Source organism: Streptomyces sp. KR55 (genome assembly GCF_052245645.1).
Classification (GTDB): Bacteria; Actinomycetota; Actinomycetes; order Streptomycetales; family Streptomycetaceae; genus Streptomyces; species Streptomyces flavusporus.
The window spans coordinates 1-14,571 of the sequence record NZ_JBQQCE010000235.1; the positions used below are offsets into that span (position 1 = coordinate 1).

Consider the following 14,571-nt stretch of genomic DNA (forward strand, 5'->3'; position numbering starts at 1 on the left):
AAGCGCTCCGTGCCCTCAAACGCCGACTGTCCGACGTCGTCTACCGAGCCCTCCAGCACGATGCCCAAGCGTCACACGACCACGTGAACACGCTCGCAGTGGCTGCTTGACATAGGAGTAATGGGACGTGACCGCGATGCGTACAGACCCTCGTCGACGATCTGGCCGACTGGCTCATGGAGGGAGACATGAGACCGATCCAGGGGCTTGATCTACATGCTGTGGCCCCCTGTTTGGCCCCCGAGCATGAAAGAGGCCCATCCGCGATCATACGAATGGGCCTCTGACCAGCGTCGGGGTGGCGGGATTCGAACCCACGACCTCTTCGTCCCGAATGAGGTTCGGTTACTGATCTTGCCTGCGGGCGTGGCGTTTTCCCTGGTCAGGGGCATGGTCTCGATCGGTCTCGCGTGGTGTGTGGAAGGGGCTTGGGGAGCAAGTCGGCTCCCAATCGGCTCCCAGCGTGCTTGCGTGGGGCTCGAACCACGACGCTTCGTGTCAGCGAGGGCCGAGCGATCGACACCAGTTTGCCCGTGGCAGCCTCTGGCCCATCGGCCTCAAAGCCGGGTGGCCGTAATGCCTCTAAGCCGTGAAGAAGCCGGCGAGCGCGCGGCCGATCTGGTCAGGAGCGTTCTCCGTGGGGATGTGCCCCGCATCCGGGATGCGTACGAGCGTGGTGTGCGGCATCTCCGAGGTGAACCGCTCGGCGTATTCCACCTTCTGGAAGCCGTCGTCCTCGCCCCAGATCAGCAACTTGGGCGTGGTGGACCGCTGCAGGGCGGGAACGAGGTCAAGGGTGTAGCGGTTGTCGGCTGCGCCCGCCATGGCCATCCAGGAGCGGCGGACCCGCCCATCGGTCCACGGATCCAGGTAGTCCGCGATCAACGGCTCGGTGGCGGCACCGGCCAGTGCCGCTGCCACGGCCTGTCGGCGGGCGGCGAGAACTTCATCGGCGGTGGTCGCCGCGACGACCTCCGCGTCCCGGAACCGGGCTACGCCAGGCACTGGCCAGGAGTCGTATAGGACCGAGTTGAGCAGGGCCAGCCGCGGCACCTCCAGTCGGTTGTGGGCGAGGAGGTGCTGGGCGACGGCGCCGCCGATGTCGTGGCCCGCCACGGCGATCGGCCCGGAGAGCTTCAGCGCGGACGCGAACCGTGTCACCCAGTCCGCAAGGGCCGGGACCGTGGCCGTTTCCAGGGTGAGCTCGCCGCCCGAGCGTCCCAGCCCGGGGAGGTCGGCCGCGAAGGGCCGCAGCCCCGCGTCGGCGAGGTGGTCCAGTACCGGGAGCCAGACCCGGCTCCAGTACGTTCCGTGCAGCAGCAGCACGGGCTGGCCGTCCTGCCGCCCGGCGGTCAGGTAGCTGGCCGTTTCGCCGTCGACCTGGACTGCGCTCCTGACCACTGTCGTTTCGGTGGTTTCACTCATGGGACCACTGTGACCGGAGTCGATCTCCCTGCCGAGAGTCCGAAAAGACACCTGGGGGTACATTCTTGCCATGAGTCTTCACCGGGTGGTGGCCCTGCTCAATCCGCCGCAGTCGCCTTTCGAGCTCGGCTGCGCTGCCGAGGTCTTCGGCACCGTCCTGCCGGATGTGCCTGCCCGCTATAGCTTCCGGATCTGTGCCGAGCGCCCCGGACCGCTGCGGACCACCATCGGTTACCCGATGCTCGTCGACGCGGGGCTGTCGGCCCTGGAGGAGGCGGACACCGTGGTCGTCCCCGGCTGGCAGCCGCCCAGCGCGCCGGTGCCACCGACCGTCATCGCGGCGCTGCGGGCCGCCCACCGGCGCGGGGCCAGGATCGTCGCCATCTGCACGGGGGCGTTTGTCCTCGCCCGGGCCGGACTGCTCGACGGCCGCCGCGCCAGCACCCACTGGCGCCACGCGCCTCACCTCGCCGCCGCTTTCTCCCAGGTGGAGGTGGATCCGGACGTGCTCTACGTGGACCACGGCGACGTGGCCACCAGCGCCGGAACCGGCGCGGGCATCGACCTGTGCCTTCACCTGGTGCGTTCTGACCACGGGGCCGCCTACGCTGCACAGATCGCCCGGAACATGGTCCTGCCCCCACACCGGGAGGGCAGCCAACTCCAGTACGCCGCACAGCCTGCCCCGGCGAGGACGGACGAGTCACTGGCGCCACTGCTGGAGTGGGCCACGTCCCACCTCGACTCTCCGCTGACCCTGGACCGGCTCGCCGAACGAGCCGGGCTGTCCATCCGAACCCTCGCCCGGCGCTTCACCGAACAACTCGGCGTCAGCCCGGGGCAGTGGCTGTTGCGCCAACGCCTCGACGCAGCACGGGTATTGCTGGAACAGACCGACCTGCCGGTCGAAGCCATCGCCACCCGCGTCGGACTCACTTCGGCAGTCAACCTGCGCCGCCGCTTCCGGGCGCATCTGAGCACCACACCCGGCGCTTACCGGCGCATCTTCAGCCAAACTCGGGCGGCTACTTGACGGACGGCGCCTCAGCGCAGGGCGTCGAGCGCGGCGATGATGTCGGCCGGTTCGGCGCGCTTGGTGTAGTCGGTGTCGGCGAACGCCCAGCGGACGGTGCCGGTCTGGTCGATGACGTACGTCGCGGGGAGCGGGAGGGTGCGCGGGTGGCCGCCGTTGACGCGGTGGAGGTCGAAGCCGAGCTTGTCGTAGACGGCGGCGAGGTCGTCTGGCAGGTCGAAGGCGAGGCCGTACGCCTTGGCGGTGTCGGAACCGACGTCGCTGAGGACGGTGAAGTCCAGGGCGTGCTTCTCGGCCAGGGACAGTGACTCGTCGGGGATCTGCGGGGATACGGCGACGAGTTGGGCGCCCCGATCGATGATGGCGGTGTGGTGCTGCTGGAGGGAGCGCAGCGCGATGTTGCAGTACGGGCACCAGGCGCCGCGGTAGAAGGTGAGCACGACCGGGCCTTGGGCGAGGAGCCGGTCGAGGGTGACGGTCTCGCCGGTCGCGGAGGGCAGCGTGAAGCGCGGGGCCTGCGCGTCGGCGGTGAGGGCGCGGTCGGTCTGGCCGGACGCGGCGAGTTCGGTGCCGGCCCGCTGCATGATCTCGCGCACCTCGGCGGGGATCTGCTGCTGGCGGGCTTCGTAGAAGGCACGCAGTTCTGCGTTGAGGGTCATGAGGGCGGTGTCCTTCCCGTGTGGGGGCAGGTGTGAAGGGCCCGCCCCGAGAACTCGGAACGCTCGTTTCAAGATAGCGGTCGGGGCGGTATCTTGAAACCACTGTTCCAAGATGGTGGTGAGGTGAGGCATGGCGGACATCAAGCACTTCGATCCGGACGCGACCCTGGAGATGGTGGTCCGCCTGTTCTGGAAGCAGGGCGTGGCGGCCACCGGCGTGCAGGACATCGTGAACGCCACGGGGCTCAACCGCTCCAGCCTTTACTCCACATACGGCGGCAAGCGGCAGCTCTACCTCGCCGCACTGAACCGCTATGTGGCGGCTCGCTCGCAGCCCGTCTTCCGGCAGCTCGCCGAGGACGGGCGAGGGCTGCCCGCGGTCGCGGACTTCTTCCGCGGCCTGATCAGCGCGCGTACGTCGGGAGAGCACGCGCGCTGGGGCTGCCTGGTGTCCAACGCGCACGCGGGCGCGGAGAGCGACGACCTGGAGGTGCTGGCCGTTCTCGACCGGCACCACCAGGGGCTGTGCGACGCGCTGCGCTCCGCGCTCGAAACGGCAAGAAAGGATGGGCAGTTGGCAGCTTCTGTCGATCCGGCCTCGGCGACTGAGCTGCTCGCGCTGCTCGCGTACGGTGTGAACGTGCGGTCGCGGGCGGGCGGCGACGCACGTTCCCTGAGCCGCACCGTCGATGCGGCTCTCGACTCGCTCCGGGCCCCGGGCTGAGAGCGCCGGGGCCTCACTTCGCGGTGGCCGTGCCCGGCTGTCGCGGAGACCGCCCGATGAAACCGGCGACCACGCCTGCGCCGACGAGCAGCATGACCCCGGCCACCACGAGGGCGAGCCGCGTCCCGTCGCCGACCGAGGGCGCCGTGCCGATCACCGTGCCGAGGACGGCCACGCCCAGCACTGCCCCCGTCTGCCGTGCCGAGTTCAGCGCGCCCGAGGCGATCCCCGACTGCTCCTTGGCGACCGAACCCACCACCCCGGTCATCAGTGGCGGGATCGCGAAGGAGACCCCGAAGCCGAGCACCAGCAGGCCGACCCCCATCGCCACGAGTGACGCAGGCGAGTCCGAGGTGAACGCGGATTGGATCAGGACGCCGACGCCCATCATCAGGAATCCGGCGATGGCGGGCCTGCGGGCACCGATCCGGCCTACGAGGCGACCGGTGAAGATCGGGTTGAAGGCCGTCGGCAGTGTGAGGGGCAGGAAGGCGATGCCGGTGGCGAACGCCGAGTAGCCGTGCGCCGCCTGGAAGAACAGCGAGAGCACGAAGAGCACACCGGAGAGCCCGAAGTTGACCAGTGCGCCGGCGAACAGGCCCGCGGACAGCGTCCGGTTGCGGAACATGCCGAGCGGCAGCATGGGGGCGTGACGCGACGTCTCCGGGCGCCGCTCGGCCATAACGAACAGCCAGCCAGCCACCACGAACACCCCGAGCCCGCCCAGCACTTGGGACGATCCCCAGCTTTCCGGCCCGCTCTCGACCAGTCCGTAGGTGAGCCCCGCCAGCGCCAGCACGGCCGCGACCTGCCCTGGCAGATCAAGCCCCTTCGACGGCCTGGGGGTGCTTGTCGGAGCGTGCTTGGCCGTGAGGGCGATGCTGACCAAGGCGACCGGAACGTTGAGCAGGAAGATGGCCTGCCAGCCGAGCGTGTCGGTGAGGACGCCGCCGACCAGCGGTCCGGCCGCCAACGCGCTGCCGCTGATGGCTGCCCAGGCGCCCATGGCCCGGGCCCGTGCCGCCGGTTCGGTGTAGGCGTGGGCGATGATCGCGAGCGAGGTGGGCAGCAGCAGGGCACCCGCCACCCCGAGCAGGGCCCGCAGCACGATCAACGCGCCCATGGATCCCACCACCGCCGAGCCGCCCGACAGTAGGCCGAACAACCCCAGACCGATCAGGAACACCCTGCGGCCGCCGTGCCGGTCGCAGAGCGCCCCCGCGCTGAGCAGGAAGGCGGCGAACGTGAGGGTGTACCCGCTGGACACCCACTGCAGGGAGCTGAGCGAGCCCGACAGGTCCCTGCCGATGGCGGGCAGCGCCACGGTGACGACCGTGGTGTCCAGCATGACCATGAAGTAGCCGAGGGAGAGCCCGACCAGCAGCGGGCCACGCCGCCGGGAGACTGCCGGGCCGCCCTGAGGAGGGGAGTTGAGGGAGAGTGCTGACTTGCTGGACATGCGCGTCCTTCCAAGGAGAAGCGAGTTCACCGCGGGCCGGGCCCGCACGCTGAGCAGGCCGGAGGATCACCGGGACCGGTTGTACACCGGGGGCGGTGGCTGAAATCCTTGCAACGAGAAGCCAGTTGAAGAAGCGGGCTCTGCCGATGGCGACCATCGGCAGAGCCGATCAGGTCGAAGCCGAGATCGAGGCGAGGCCGAGGAGAAGGGCGGGACCGGCTGTGGAACTGCGTCACCTGCTGACGTTCCGGACCGTGGCGCGGACACTCAACTTCACCCGTGCCGCTGCCGAGTTGCACTACGCCCAGTCCAGCGTCACCGAACAGATCCAGGCTCTCGAATCCGAGCTGGCCACGAAGCTCTTCGACCGCACCCGCCGCAAGCTGTCACTTACCCCCGCGGGCGAGCGGCTCGTCGAGTACGCGGACCAGATGCTGCTCCTCGCCCAGCAGGCCCGTACCGCCGTGAGCGACGAGGCCCAGGAACCGGGCGGCCTGCTGACCGTCGGCGGCCTGGAGACCCTGTGCGCCCACCGCCTCCCGGCCGTCCTCGCCCCCTACCGCCGCGCCCACCCGCGCGTCCAGGTGGCCTTGCGCCCCGGCGGGCGCGGCGAACTGTACGAGGGCGTGCGGCGCGGCGAGATCGACGTCGCGTTCACCTTCGGCCGGGCACCGGACGACGAGCTCCTGGCCAGCGAAAGCCTCACCACCGAGCAGCTCGTGGTCGTTGCGCCCCCAGGTCACCGGCTCGCCGCCCACCAGCAGGTGGCCGGCGTCGACCTCCGCGGTGAGACGTTCCTCGCCACGCCCCGAGGCTGCGGCTTCCGGGAGATGCTCGACGACCTCATCCGCTCCCTGGGGCCCGACGCCCCAGCCATCGACGCGGAGGTCGCGAGCATGGCCGCGCTGTCTCAGTGCGCCGCGGCAGGAATGGGATGCGCCCTGCTGCCGACGACAGCTGTGGCCGGGGCTGCCGCCCGCGGCGAAGTGATCGCGATTCCGCTGGCGGGCAGCGCCGCGCGGACCTCGGTCACGATGACATGGCTGCGCAAGGCCGAAGCGCGGCCGAGCGTGGCGGCGTTCCTCGCGACGGCCCGCTCGGCCTTCGAAGACCTCGTCCCCGGCGGCCCCGAGACCCCCGACGTATCCGACCGGGCCGCCTGACAGCGATCGATCACGTACCCGGCTCTCAGGCCGTGTCTCGCCTACGCAGCAGATTCATCGCGGTGAGTGTGAGCACGACGTCGCCGTGCTGGTTGAGGACTTCGATGTCGGTGTGGACCAGGCCGCGATCCAGCTTCGAACGCGATGGGCGGGCCGCGCGGATCGTCGGTACGGATGGACAGGCTGTCGCCGGGACGCACCGGCTGAATCCAGCGCAGCTCGTCGACACGAAGGGACTCCAGGCACCGGCGACCTTGCTGACGTAGTGGTCGGGCGTACAGCCGCATCATCATGGACGTGGCGTGCCAGCCGCTGGCGATGAGCCCCTTGAAGGGGCCGGTAGCGGCGGCCTCCGATCCGACCCCCGCGTTGACCTCTGCCACACACTTGGCGGCCCTGCCACGTGAGCACTTCGCCTGTGCTGTGGAGGAGTTTGGCTGCGTGCCTTCCTGCCCCCCTCCAGAGTGCGGTCAACGCAAGGCGCGCAGCACCCGGTCCCTCAGCGCCACATCGGCAATGGTGTCTGCGTCACGCCAAGCCGCTGCGGTGACTTCCTCGGTCCGCAGCTCGACGACGTCGGCGGACGTGCGGAAGAGGAAGCGGAAGTCGAAGTGGCGATGTTCGGGTTCTTCCTTCGCCGGGTTGGCGGGGATCGAATGGGCGTCGATGTGGATTGGCCTGTGACCGGCCGGGGTGACTACAGAGGCCGGAATGCCCGTCTCCTCGGTCAACTCCCTCTGTGCAGCGCTGAGAAGGGTGTCGTCATCGGCCTCCAAGTGGCCGCCCGGCAGCAGCCGGCGCTGCAGCGCGAGGTGGCGGATGTGGAGGATACGTCCGTCGGGGTCGGCCAGGATGGCGCCGGCCGTGACGTGACCGCGGAATTCCTTACGTGAGGTGAGTTCGGCTCCGGCGTCGAGGAGCTCGGCGAGTGAGGCGAGAGGGCTCTTCTCGTCGGGGTGGGCGCCGAGGTAGTCGTCGAGCGTAGAGCGGATGTGGGCTGCGGTAATGGGCATGGGCAGGGTCTCCTAGCGGTTGAAGTAGTCGAGCCAGGTGCCGGCGATGGTGGCGCGGTCGGCAGGCGGGATTTCGTGCAGTCCGGGGTTGAGTCCGCCGCGGGCGAGGGCGGTGGAAGCGGCGAGTATCTCGGCCTGGACGAGGAAGATGAACGGTCCCACGCTGGCGCCGTGCAGGAAGTTGACGGCGTTGTCTCCGTTGAGGAGGTAGAAGTAGTGGCCGGTGTGAGGTAGCGGGTGACGTGGTCGCCGATGGTGGCCCGCTCGTAGACGTCGGGCAGTCCAGCGAGTTCGAGTTCGTCCTCGCTGCTGGTGACGGTGGCGACGTACGCCCCGTTGCGCAGTCGGGCGAAGTCCTCACCTCTAAGTGAGAGGGATCCGGTGGCGCACAGGACGAGGCCGGCGTCCTCGAGTCCGCTCGCGCGGTCGCGGGCGACGGTGAAGCCCTGGGAGAGCGCCTGGGTGCGGCGTACCGGGTCGATGTCGTAGACAGTGACGCGGATGCCCTTGGCGTGCAGCAGCCGGGCGATGGAGCTGCCCAGCTTGCCGAAGCCGATCACGAGAGCGGTGCGGCCGTGCAGGATGTCGCCGCGGCCGCGCATCAGCGCCTCGGTGGAGAAGACAACGGACTGGCCGACGAGGAAGTCCTCGGGGTCCTTCAGCGGGGAGCGGGCCACGGAGAGTACGGGGCAGGGGAGTTTGTCGTGGTCGGCGTAGCGGCGGTGGCCGTTCTCGGTGTCCTCGACGACGCCGAGGATCTGGCCGGAGAAGCGGTCGCACAGGGCGTCGAGAGTGGGGGCGAAGTAGCCACCGACGTCGAGGAGGACGACCTGGCGGCGGGGGCACGTTCCTCGAAGTAGCGCAGAGCCCGGTCGGGGTCGGTGAACAGTTCGCGGGTCAGCTTGTCGCAGGCGTACCCGTCGGCTTCGACCTGCCGTAGCGCCTGGCCGTGCACGGACTTCGGCTTGGGGAGCACGGCGCGCAGGTCGCTGACGGCGCCCACTCCTCGTACGAAGGCGCCGACTCCGTGCCATCGGCCGACGTGGCAAACTCGCCCGCTGGCTCGGCGAACACGGCGCCCCCGAACCCGAGACCGCCACCCCCGCACGGACCGAATGACGCCCCACAGAGTGCAGCCGACAACCAGCCCAACCCCTGGGCGCGCTGCCCTGAGCGGACACTCGTTCGGTGAATTGCCGCGATCCCTGCTCCCTTTGCTGTCGTTCTGTAGTCGAATGCTCTCTATGTGTCATTAGTCGTGCGGTATGCTTCTTTACCGAGCCTTGACGCTCCATTGAGCGGCTGCTCGCTCATTCTGTGGGGTTTGTTTTCCAGGGTTTCTGGATCTCGGTGCGATGGGGGCGTGACATGGATCGAGTTGTCCGGGCCGTTGATGTGCCCGCAACCGCTCGTGACAGCGTGCCTGAACAGGACCGCGCCGTTCCCAGCGTCTGATCCCCCGGTCCGACGCACGCACCAAGTGTTGCCCGACTGAACGCACACCGCCGCCCGGTCAGACACTGACCTGCTTGTGCCCTGCGGCACACGAGTACACCGGGCCCCCTCGGTCATGCCTACTCGGCCTGACCCAGCACTGCCTACGCCCGGCCGTATCGCCGACCTCACCGGCAGCGCCCGCGCGCCGCCCGTAGCCAAGAAGGCACTGACGCCGTCGCCGAACCGAACCGGAGGAGACGCCCGTGCACAACACCACCGCCATGCTCATCGAACTCGGGGCCATCATCCTCGCCCTGGGACTGCTGGGACGCCTCGCAGGACGAGTGGGCTTCTCCCCCATACCCCTCTACCTCCTCGCCGGACTCGCCTTCGGCCACGGCGGCATCCTCCCGCTCAACGCCAGCGAGGAGTTCACCGCCACCGGTGCCGAAATCGGCGTCATCCTGCTGCTGCTCCTGCTCGGCCTGGAGTACAGCGCCTCCGAACTCGTCACCAACCTCAAGACCCAATACCCCTCGGGTGCAGTCGACTTCGTGCTCAACGCCGTGCCGGGCGCCATCGCCGCACTGCTCCTGGGATGGGGTCCGGTGGCCGCTGTCGCGCTGGCCGGCGTCACCTGGATCTCCTCCTCCGGGGTGATCGCCAAGGTCCTCGGAGACCTGCGCCGGCTCGGCAACCGCGAAACCCCCGTCGTCCTCGGCGTCCTCGTCATCGAGGATCTCGCCATGGCCCTCTACCTGCCGATCCTCACCGCCCTGCTCGCAGGCGTCAGCCTGGTCGGCGGCACCGTCACCCTGCTGATCTCCTTGGGCACGGTCGGGGCCGTCCTCTACGTCGCCCTGCGCCACGGACGGCTGATCAGCCGCGCGGTCTCTTCCGACAACGCCGAGATGCTGCTGCTGGTCGTGCTGGGCCTGACCCTGCTGGTCGCCGGCATCGCCCAGGAACTCCAGGTCTCGGCGGCCGTCGGAGCCTTTCTCGTCGGCATCGCCCTGTCCGGCGAGGTCGCCGAAGGCGCCAGCAACCTCCTCACCCCGCTGCGGGACCTGTTCGCCGCCGTCTTCTTCGTCTTCTTCGGCCTGTCCACCGACCCCGCCGACATCCCGCCCGTCCTCGTCCCCGCTTTCCTGCTCGCCATCGTCACCGCCCTGACGAAGGTCGCCACCGGCTGGTACGCCGCACGCCGCGTCGGAATCCAGGGTGCGGGCCGCTGGCGAGCCGGCGGCACCCTCGTCGCCCGCGGCGAGTTCTCCATCGTCATCGCCGGACTCGCCGTCGGCGTCGAGCCCCGTATCGGCCCGCTGGCCACCGCCTACGTCCTGATCCTCGTCATCGTCGGCCCGCTCACCGCCCGCTACACCGAGCCGCTGGCTCGCCGCCTCACCCGTCGGTCCACCGCGTCGGCACCGGTCTCCGCCCCCGTCGACGCGGAGCGGGCAAAGACCCACGCCCATGTCTGAGCACTTTCCAGTAGGAAGCGGCGCTTTCGACTGTGCAGCCGCACCAGTAACGAACGGCTCCGCAACCGTGGGGACCCGCACTCTGGCATCTGGCAGGAGGGGCACATGACCGCGCACGACACACTTGGCGAGTTCCTCGACGGCTACGTCCAGATCCTGGCGGAAGCCTCCACCACCGGCCGCCGCCTTACCCGTGACGAACTGCAATCCCGCCGCGAGTTGGGCGCGAAAGCCGCGGCGTCGGGCTACGGATGGCGTGTGCTGGTGCGCGAACATCTCACGGCCAGCCGAACTTGCTGGCCCACCGCAGCAACCCCGGACAGTGTCGTGTCCGTCATCGCACAGGCTATGGACGCCTTCGCGGACGGATATGAGCGCGCACAGCGCCTCGTCATACGGCAAGAAGAAGCAGCCAGACGCGAGTTCATCGACGACCTGCTCCACGGACGCGGCGACCCCGGACACCTCGCCGCACGTGCGGAACGGTTCGGGCTGCGTCTGTCACGCGCCCACGCGGTTGCCGTCGCCGAGGGCCCCGCCAAGTACGACGAGACCGACCCCGTGCCGCGCCAGGTGGAGGACGCCCTGTTCGGCCGGTTCGAGAACCGGCGGATCCTGTTCACCACCAAGGACGGACGGATGGTCTGCATCGCCCCCGGCGACCAGGGCGACGTCCTGGCCTACTTCGCCAAACAGGCCCATGTCGCCACCGACGGTGGCCAGGTCGCCATCGGCCGCCCCTGGCCCGGTGCCGTGGGGATCGGACACAGCTACGAAGAAGCCCTCAACGCCCTCGACGTCGCCCAGCGCATGGGTTTCGAAGACCCGCTGCTGCGCGCCGTCGACCTGCTGGTCTTCCCCGTCCTCGCCCGTGATCGGCAGGCGCTGATGGATCTCGTACGCAGCACCCTCAGCCCGCTGGAGCATGCCCGCGGCGGAGCCCAGCCCCTCCTCGACACGTTGACCGCCTACTTCGAAACGGGCTGCGTGGCCGCCGAAACCGCCCGCCGACTGTCACTGAGCGTAAGAGCCCTGACCTACCGTCTGGAGCGCATCCACACCCTCACCGGCGCCGACCCCACCGACCCCGCCCACCGCTACACCCTGCAGACCGCGGTCATCGGCGCCCGCCTGCTCGACTGGCCGACCAGACCTCTGTGATCCGCATCGTTCCGCCTGGGGAGTCATCTCCTGGCCGTTGTGAGGCAGGCCCCGGCGGACGGTGGGCACCACAGGAACGCGTCCGATGACCAGCGGAGGCAACGCCGGTACAGTCGGTAGTGGTGTGCCGGGAAGTCTGGTCGGCTGTTCACGAGATCTCTACGTACGCGTCGGCCGGGTGAGGCCCCTGGGAATGCGGCGGTTGGTGTCCGTACCGCCGTGTTCGCGGCTCTGCTCCCTTCGCGTCGGCGGAGGAGAGGAGACCGCGCATGCGAGCACGTGACCTGGCCGAGCCGTATCCGGCGGTCTCCGCCGACGACGACGCGGTGACGGCGGCCCGCTTGTTCGTGGAACGGCGGCTCCCGGCCCTGCTCGTTCTCGATGCCGATCAGCGGCCGTACGCGATCGTGCCGGGATCGCAGCTGCTGCGAGTCGTCGTCCCGGACTACGCACTGGAGGATTCCGCGCAGGCCCTCGCCCTGCACGACTCCGAGGTGGAACGGCTTGCGGAGAAGCTTGAGGGACTCACCGTCGCGCAGTGGCTGCCCCGCCACCGCACCCTGCCGACCGTCGTGGGGCCGGATACGGGTGCCGCACAGGTGGCCGCGTTGATGATCCGTACGCACACGCCGCTGGTAGCGGTCGTTGAGAGCGACGGCCAGGAAACGCGGACGGTGGGAGCGATCACGGCAGCCCGGCTGATGGAGCACTTCCTCACACAGGGATGAGGCGGGGGGATGACGCGATCCGTCCGACCTCGGGCAGGGTGTCTCGTCGCCACCGGCGGCAGAGGACCTCACCGTCATGCCGCCCTGAGTCAGTTGGTACGACTGCGCCGCCTGACCGCCATGCGCCACGCCAGGTAAACGAGGCTCACCGGCCACGGCACGATCAGCACCGTGAGGGCGAAGGCGCTGGACGCGGCGTGCAGTTCTGTATCCCGGTGCCATGCCGCACTGCGCCGCAGCACCCTCGGCAGGTTCCGGGCGATCCCGATGACGCCACCGAGGTAGACGGCCAGGGCGGCGAGTACCAGGACTGTGTCCCGCTCTGTCAGCGCCGCCCAGCCGTCCTCGCTCATGACCGGCCGACCGTATCGTGATCGTCCACAGCTTCCTTCGGCTCCGCGAACGGCGCCTCACCCTCGGCCGGTGTGCTGCCCGCCGGTTCGGACTTGCCCAGTCGGCTCGTCAGCCGCAGAGCCACGGGTTCGGTGTAGCGGGCGGTGAGCGGGCCGAGGATGACGAGGATCAGGACGTACGCCGTGGCCAGCGGGCCCAGGGAGGGCTCGATCCCGGCGGTGACGGCGAGCCCGGCGATCACGATGGAGAACTCGCCGCGGGCGACCAGCGTGCCGCCCGCCCGCCAGCGGCCCTTGGCCGAGACGCCGGCCCGCTTCGCGGCCCAGTAGCCGGTGGCGATCTTCGTCAGTGCGGTGACCACGGCCAGGGCGAGCGCAGGCACCAGCACCGGCGGAATGCTCGACGGGTCGGTGTGCAGGCCGAAGAAGACGAAGAACACCGCGGCGAACAGGTCCCGCAGCGGGGCCAGGAGGTTATGGGCGCCTTCGGCGACCTCGCCGGACAGGGCGATGCCGACCAAGAAGGCTCCCACGGCGGCGGAGACCTGGAGTTCCTGCGCGATTCCCGCGACCAGCAGGGTGAGGCCGAGCACCACCAGCAGCAGTTTCTCGGGGTCGTCGCTGGAGACGAACCGGGAGATGTGCCGCCCGTAACGCACCGCCAGCACCAGCACCAGCCCGGCCGCACCGAGCGCGATGGCCAGGGTGACACTGCCCGCCGCGAGACTCGTCCCGGCCAGCAGCGCGGTGATGATCGGCAGGTAGACGGCCATGGAGAGGTCTTCCAGGACCAGGATGCTCAGGATGACGGGGGTCTCTCGGTTGCCGAGCCGCCCGAGATCTCCGAGAACCTTGGCGATCACGCCGGATGAGGAGATCCAGGTCACCCCGGCCAGCACCACCGCCGCCACCGGCCCCCAGCCCAGCAGCAACGCCATCGCGGCCCCGGGCAGGGCGTTGAGTGCGGCGTCGACGAGACCGGCCGGGTACTGGGTCTTGAGGTTGGAGACCAGGTCGCTGGCGGTGTACTCCAGGCCGAGCATGAGCAGCAGCAGGATCACGCCGATCTCGGCGCCGATCGCCACGAACTCCTCACTGGTGCCCAGCGGCAGAAGCCCACCCTCGCCGAAGGCGAGCCCGGCCAGCAGATACAAGGGGATCGGGGAGAACTGGAAACGTCCGGCGAACCGGCCCAGCAGCCCCAAACCGAGGATGATCGCGCCGAACTCGATCAGGAAGACCGCAGACGAGTGCACCGCAGATCACTCCCGCCCGAGTATCGCCGCGGCGGCCTCGACGCCCTCACGGGTGCCGATCACGATCAGGGTGTCCCCGCCGGCCAGCCGGAAGTCCGGCCCCGGGGACGGGATCGCCTCGGCCCGCCGCAGCACCGCCACGATCGACACACCGGTCTCGGTGCGCATCCGGGTCTCGCCCAGCACACGCCCGTTCCAGTGCGACGTCGCCGACAGCTCGATCCGCTCGGCCACCAGCCCCAACTCGGTCGTCGACAGCAGGCTCGGACTGTGATGCGCCGGCATGAGTGCGTCGATGAGGGCCGCCGCCTCACCTGAGGTCAGCCGCACGGACAGCGCGCAGGCGTCCGGATCGTCCTTGCGGTACGCGCTCAGCGTCCGTGACCCGTCCCGGTGCGCCACCACCGACAGGGGACGCTGCTCCCGCGTGGTCAGGTCGTAGCGGACCCCGATCCCCGGCAACGGCGTACTGCTCATGCGCGCAGCGCCCACGACTGTCTCCCTGTCTGGTTCCGGCGTTTCTTTGGGCAATCTTTAATGACACCCTAGCGACAATGCCGTTGCGTTAACTTGCGGGCGTAGTCTGCTGGGACCGTCTCGGGGGTGGTGTCGGTGGCCGAGGGTGTGCCGGAGTTATCGGGTCTTGGGTTGTTGACCTGGGTGTATCCGCCGGGTCTGG

At 69.4% G+C, this 14,571-nt stretch carries 14 protein-coding genes and 1 pseudogene; 6 read left to right on the forward strand and 9 right to left on the reverse strand.

Annotated features, from left to right (window positions below; genetic code table 11):
- Positions 1-582: 582 nt before the first annotated feature.
- Positions 583-1,425 carry an alpha/beta fold hydrolase gene (locus tag ACTWQJ_RS29630; RefSeq protein ID WP_443309600.1) on the reverse strand — a complete coding sequence of 281 codons (843 nt, stop codon included), beginning with the start codon at positions 1,423-1,425 and terminating at the stop codon, positions 583-585.
- Positions 1,426-1,495: 70 nt separating this feature from the next.
- Between ACTWQJ_RS29630 and ACTWQJ_RS29635 the strand changes: the two genes are divergently transcribed.
- Complete coding sequence (locus ACTWQJ_RS29635; RefSeq protein WP_443309601.1) at positions 1,496-2,458, forward strand: GlxA family transcriptional regulator; 963 nt, start codon at positions 1,496-1,498, stop codon at positions 2,456-2,458.
- A gap of 11 nt (positions 2,459-2,469) precedes the next feature.
- Here ACTWQJ_RS29635 and ACTWQJ_RS29640 read toward each other — a convergent pair whose 3' ends face one another.
- Positions 2,470-3,117 carry a peroxiredoxin-like family protein gene (locus ACTWQJ_RS29640; RefSeq protein WP_443309602.1) on the reverse strand — a complete coding sequence of 216 codons (648 nt, stop codon included), beginning with the start codon at positions 3,115-3,117 and terminating at the stop codon, positions 2,470-2,472.
- Between the two features lie 130 nt (positions 3,118-3,247).
- Between ACTWQJ_RS29640 and ACTWQJ_RS29645 the strand changes: the two genes are divergently transcribed.
- Entirely contained in the window at positions 3,248-3,841 is a 594-nt protein-coding gene (locus tag ACTWQJ_RS29645; RefSeq protein WP_443309603.1) for a TetR/AcrR family transcriptional regulator, read from the forward strand.
- Positions 3,842-3,854: 13 nt separating this feature from the next.
- On the opposite strand, the gene ACTWQJ_RS29650 is transcribed toward ACTWQJ_RS29645, so the two are convergent.
- The gene (locus ACTWQJ_RS29650) at positions 3,855-5,300 is read right to left on the reverse strand and encodes an MFS transporter (protein WP_443309604.1); all 1,446 of its coding nucleotides are present in this window, start codon (positions 5,298-5,300) and stop codon (positions 3,855-3,857) included.
- Positions 5,301-5,395: 95 nt separating this feature from the next.
- Between ACTWQJ_RS29650 and ACTWQJ_RS29655 the strand changes: the two genes are divergently transcribed.
- Positions 5,396-6,463 carry a LysR family transcriptional regulator gene (locus ACTWQJ_RS29655; RefSeq protein WP_443309605.1) on the forward strand — a complete coding sequence of 356 codons (1,068 nt, stop codon included), beginning with the start codon at positions 5,396-5,398 and terminating at the stop codon, positions 6,461-6,463.
- 41 nt (positions 6,464-6,504) lie between these two features.
- Here ACTWQJ_RS29655 and ACTWQJ_RS29660 read toward each other — a convergent pair whose 3' ends face one another.
- From ACTWQJ_RS29660 to ACTWQJ_RS29670, 3 genes and pseudogenes are all read right to left on the reverse strand, one after another.
- A complete protein-coding gene (locus ACTWQJ_RS29660; protein ID WP_443309606.1) occupies positions 6,505-6,846 on the reverse strand; it encodes a MaoC/PaaZ C-terminal domain-containing protein in 342 nt (113 codons plus the stop codon).
- 87 nt (positions 6,847-6,933) lie between these two features.
- Positions 6,934-7,476, reverse strand: coding sequence for an NUDIX hydrolase (locus tag ACTWQJ_RS29665; protein ID WP_443309607.1), 543 nt, complete (start codon positions 7,474-7,476; stop codon positions 6,934-6,936).
- Between the two features lie 12 nt (positions 7,477-7,488).
- A pseudogene (locus ACTWQJ_RS29670) lies at positions 7,489-8,494 on the reverse strand (adenosylhomocysteinase); the annotation flags it as partial.
- 682 nt (positions 8,495-9,176) lie between these two features.
- Between ACTWQJ_RS29670 and ACTWQJ_RS29675 the strand changes: the two are divergent.
- The 3 genes from ACTWQJ_RS29675 to ACTWQJ_RS29685 all read left to right on the forward strand — a co-directional run bounded on the left by ACTWQJ_RS29675 (position 9,177) and on the right by ACTWQJ_RS29685 (position 12,283).
- A complete protein-coding gene (locus ACTWQJ_RS29675; RefSeq protein ID WP_443309608.1) occupies positions 9,177-10,394 on the forward strand; it encodes a cation:proton antiporter in 1,218 nt (405 codons plus the stop codon).
- A gap of 105 nt (positions 10,395-10,499) precedes the next feature.
- Complete coding sequence (locus tag ACTWQJ_RS29680) at positions 10,500-11,555, forward strand: PucR family transcriptional regulator (protein WP_443309609.1); 1,056 nt, start codon at positions 10,500-10,502, stop codon at positions 11,553-11,555.
- A 269-nt stretch (positions 11,556-11,824) separates the two neighbouring features.
- Positions 11,825-12,283, forward strand: coding sequence for a CBS domain-containing protein (locus tag ACTWQJ_RS29685; RefSeq protein ID WP_443309610.1), 459 nt, complete (start codon positions 11,825-11,827; stop codon positions 12,281-12,283).
- Between the two features lie 89 nt (positions 12,284-12,372).
- On the opposite strand, the gene ACTWQJ_RS29690 is transcribed toward ACTWQJ_RS29685, so the two are convergent.
- From ACTWQJ_RS29690 to ACTWQJ_RS29700, 3 genes are read right to left on the reverse strand one after another with little or no spacing between them, the layout of a single operon-like run.
- Entirely contained in the window at positions 12,373-12,636 is a 264-nt protein-coding gene (locus tag ACTWQJ_RS29690) for a hypothetical protein (RefSeq protein ID WP_443309611.1), read from the reverse strand.
- Positions 12,633-13,892 (reverse strand): cation:proton antiporter, encoded by a 1,260-nt coding sequence (locus ACTWQJ_RS29695; protein WP_443309612.1) that lies wholly within the window; start codon positions 13,890-13,892, stop codon positions 12,633-12,635. The genes ACTWQJ_RS29690 and ACTWQJ_RS29695 overlap by 4 nt, the downstream gene beginning before the upstream one ends.
- Before the next feature lie 6 nt (positions 13,893-13,898).
- Entirely contained in the window at positions 13,899-14,369 is a 471-nt protein-coding gene (locus tag ACTWQJ_RS29700) for a cation:proton antiporter regulatory subunit (RefSeq protein ID WP_443309613.1), read from the reverse strand.
- Positions 14,370-14,571 lie beyond the last annotated feature (202 nt).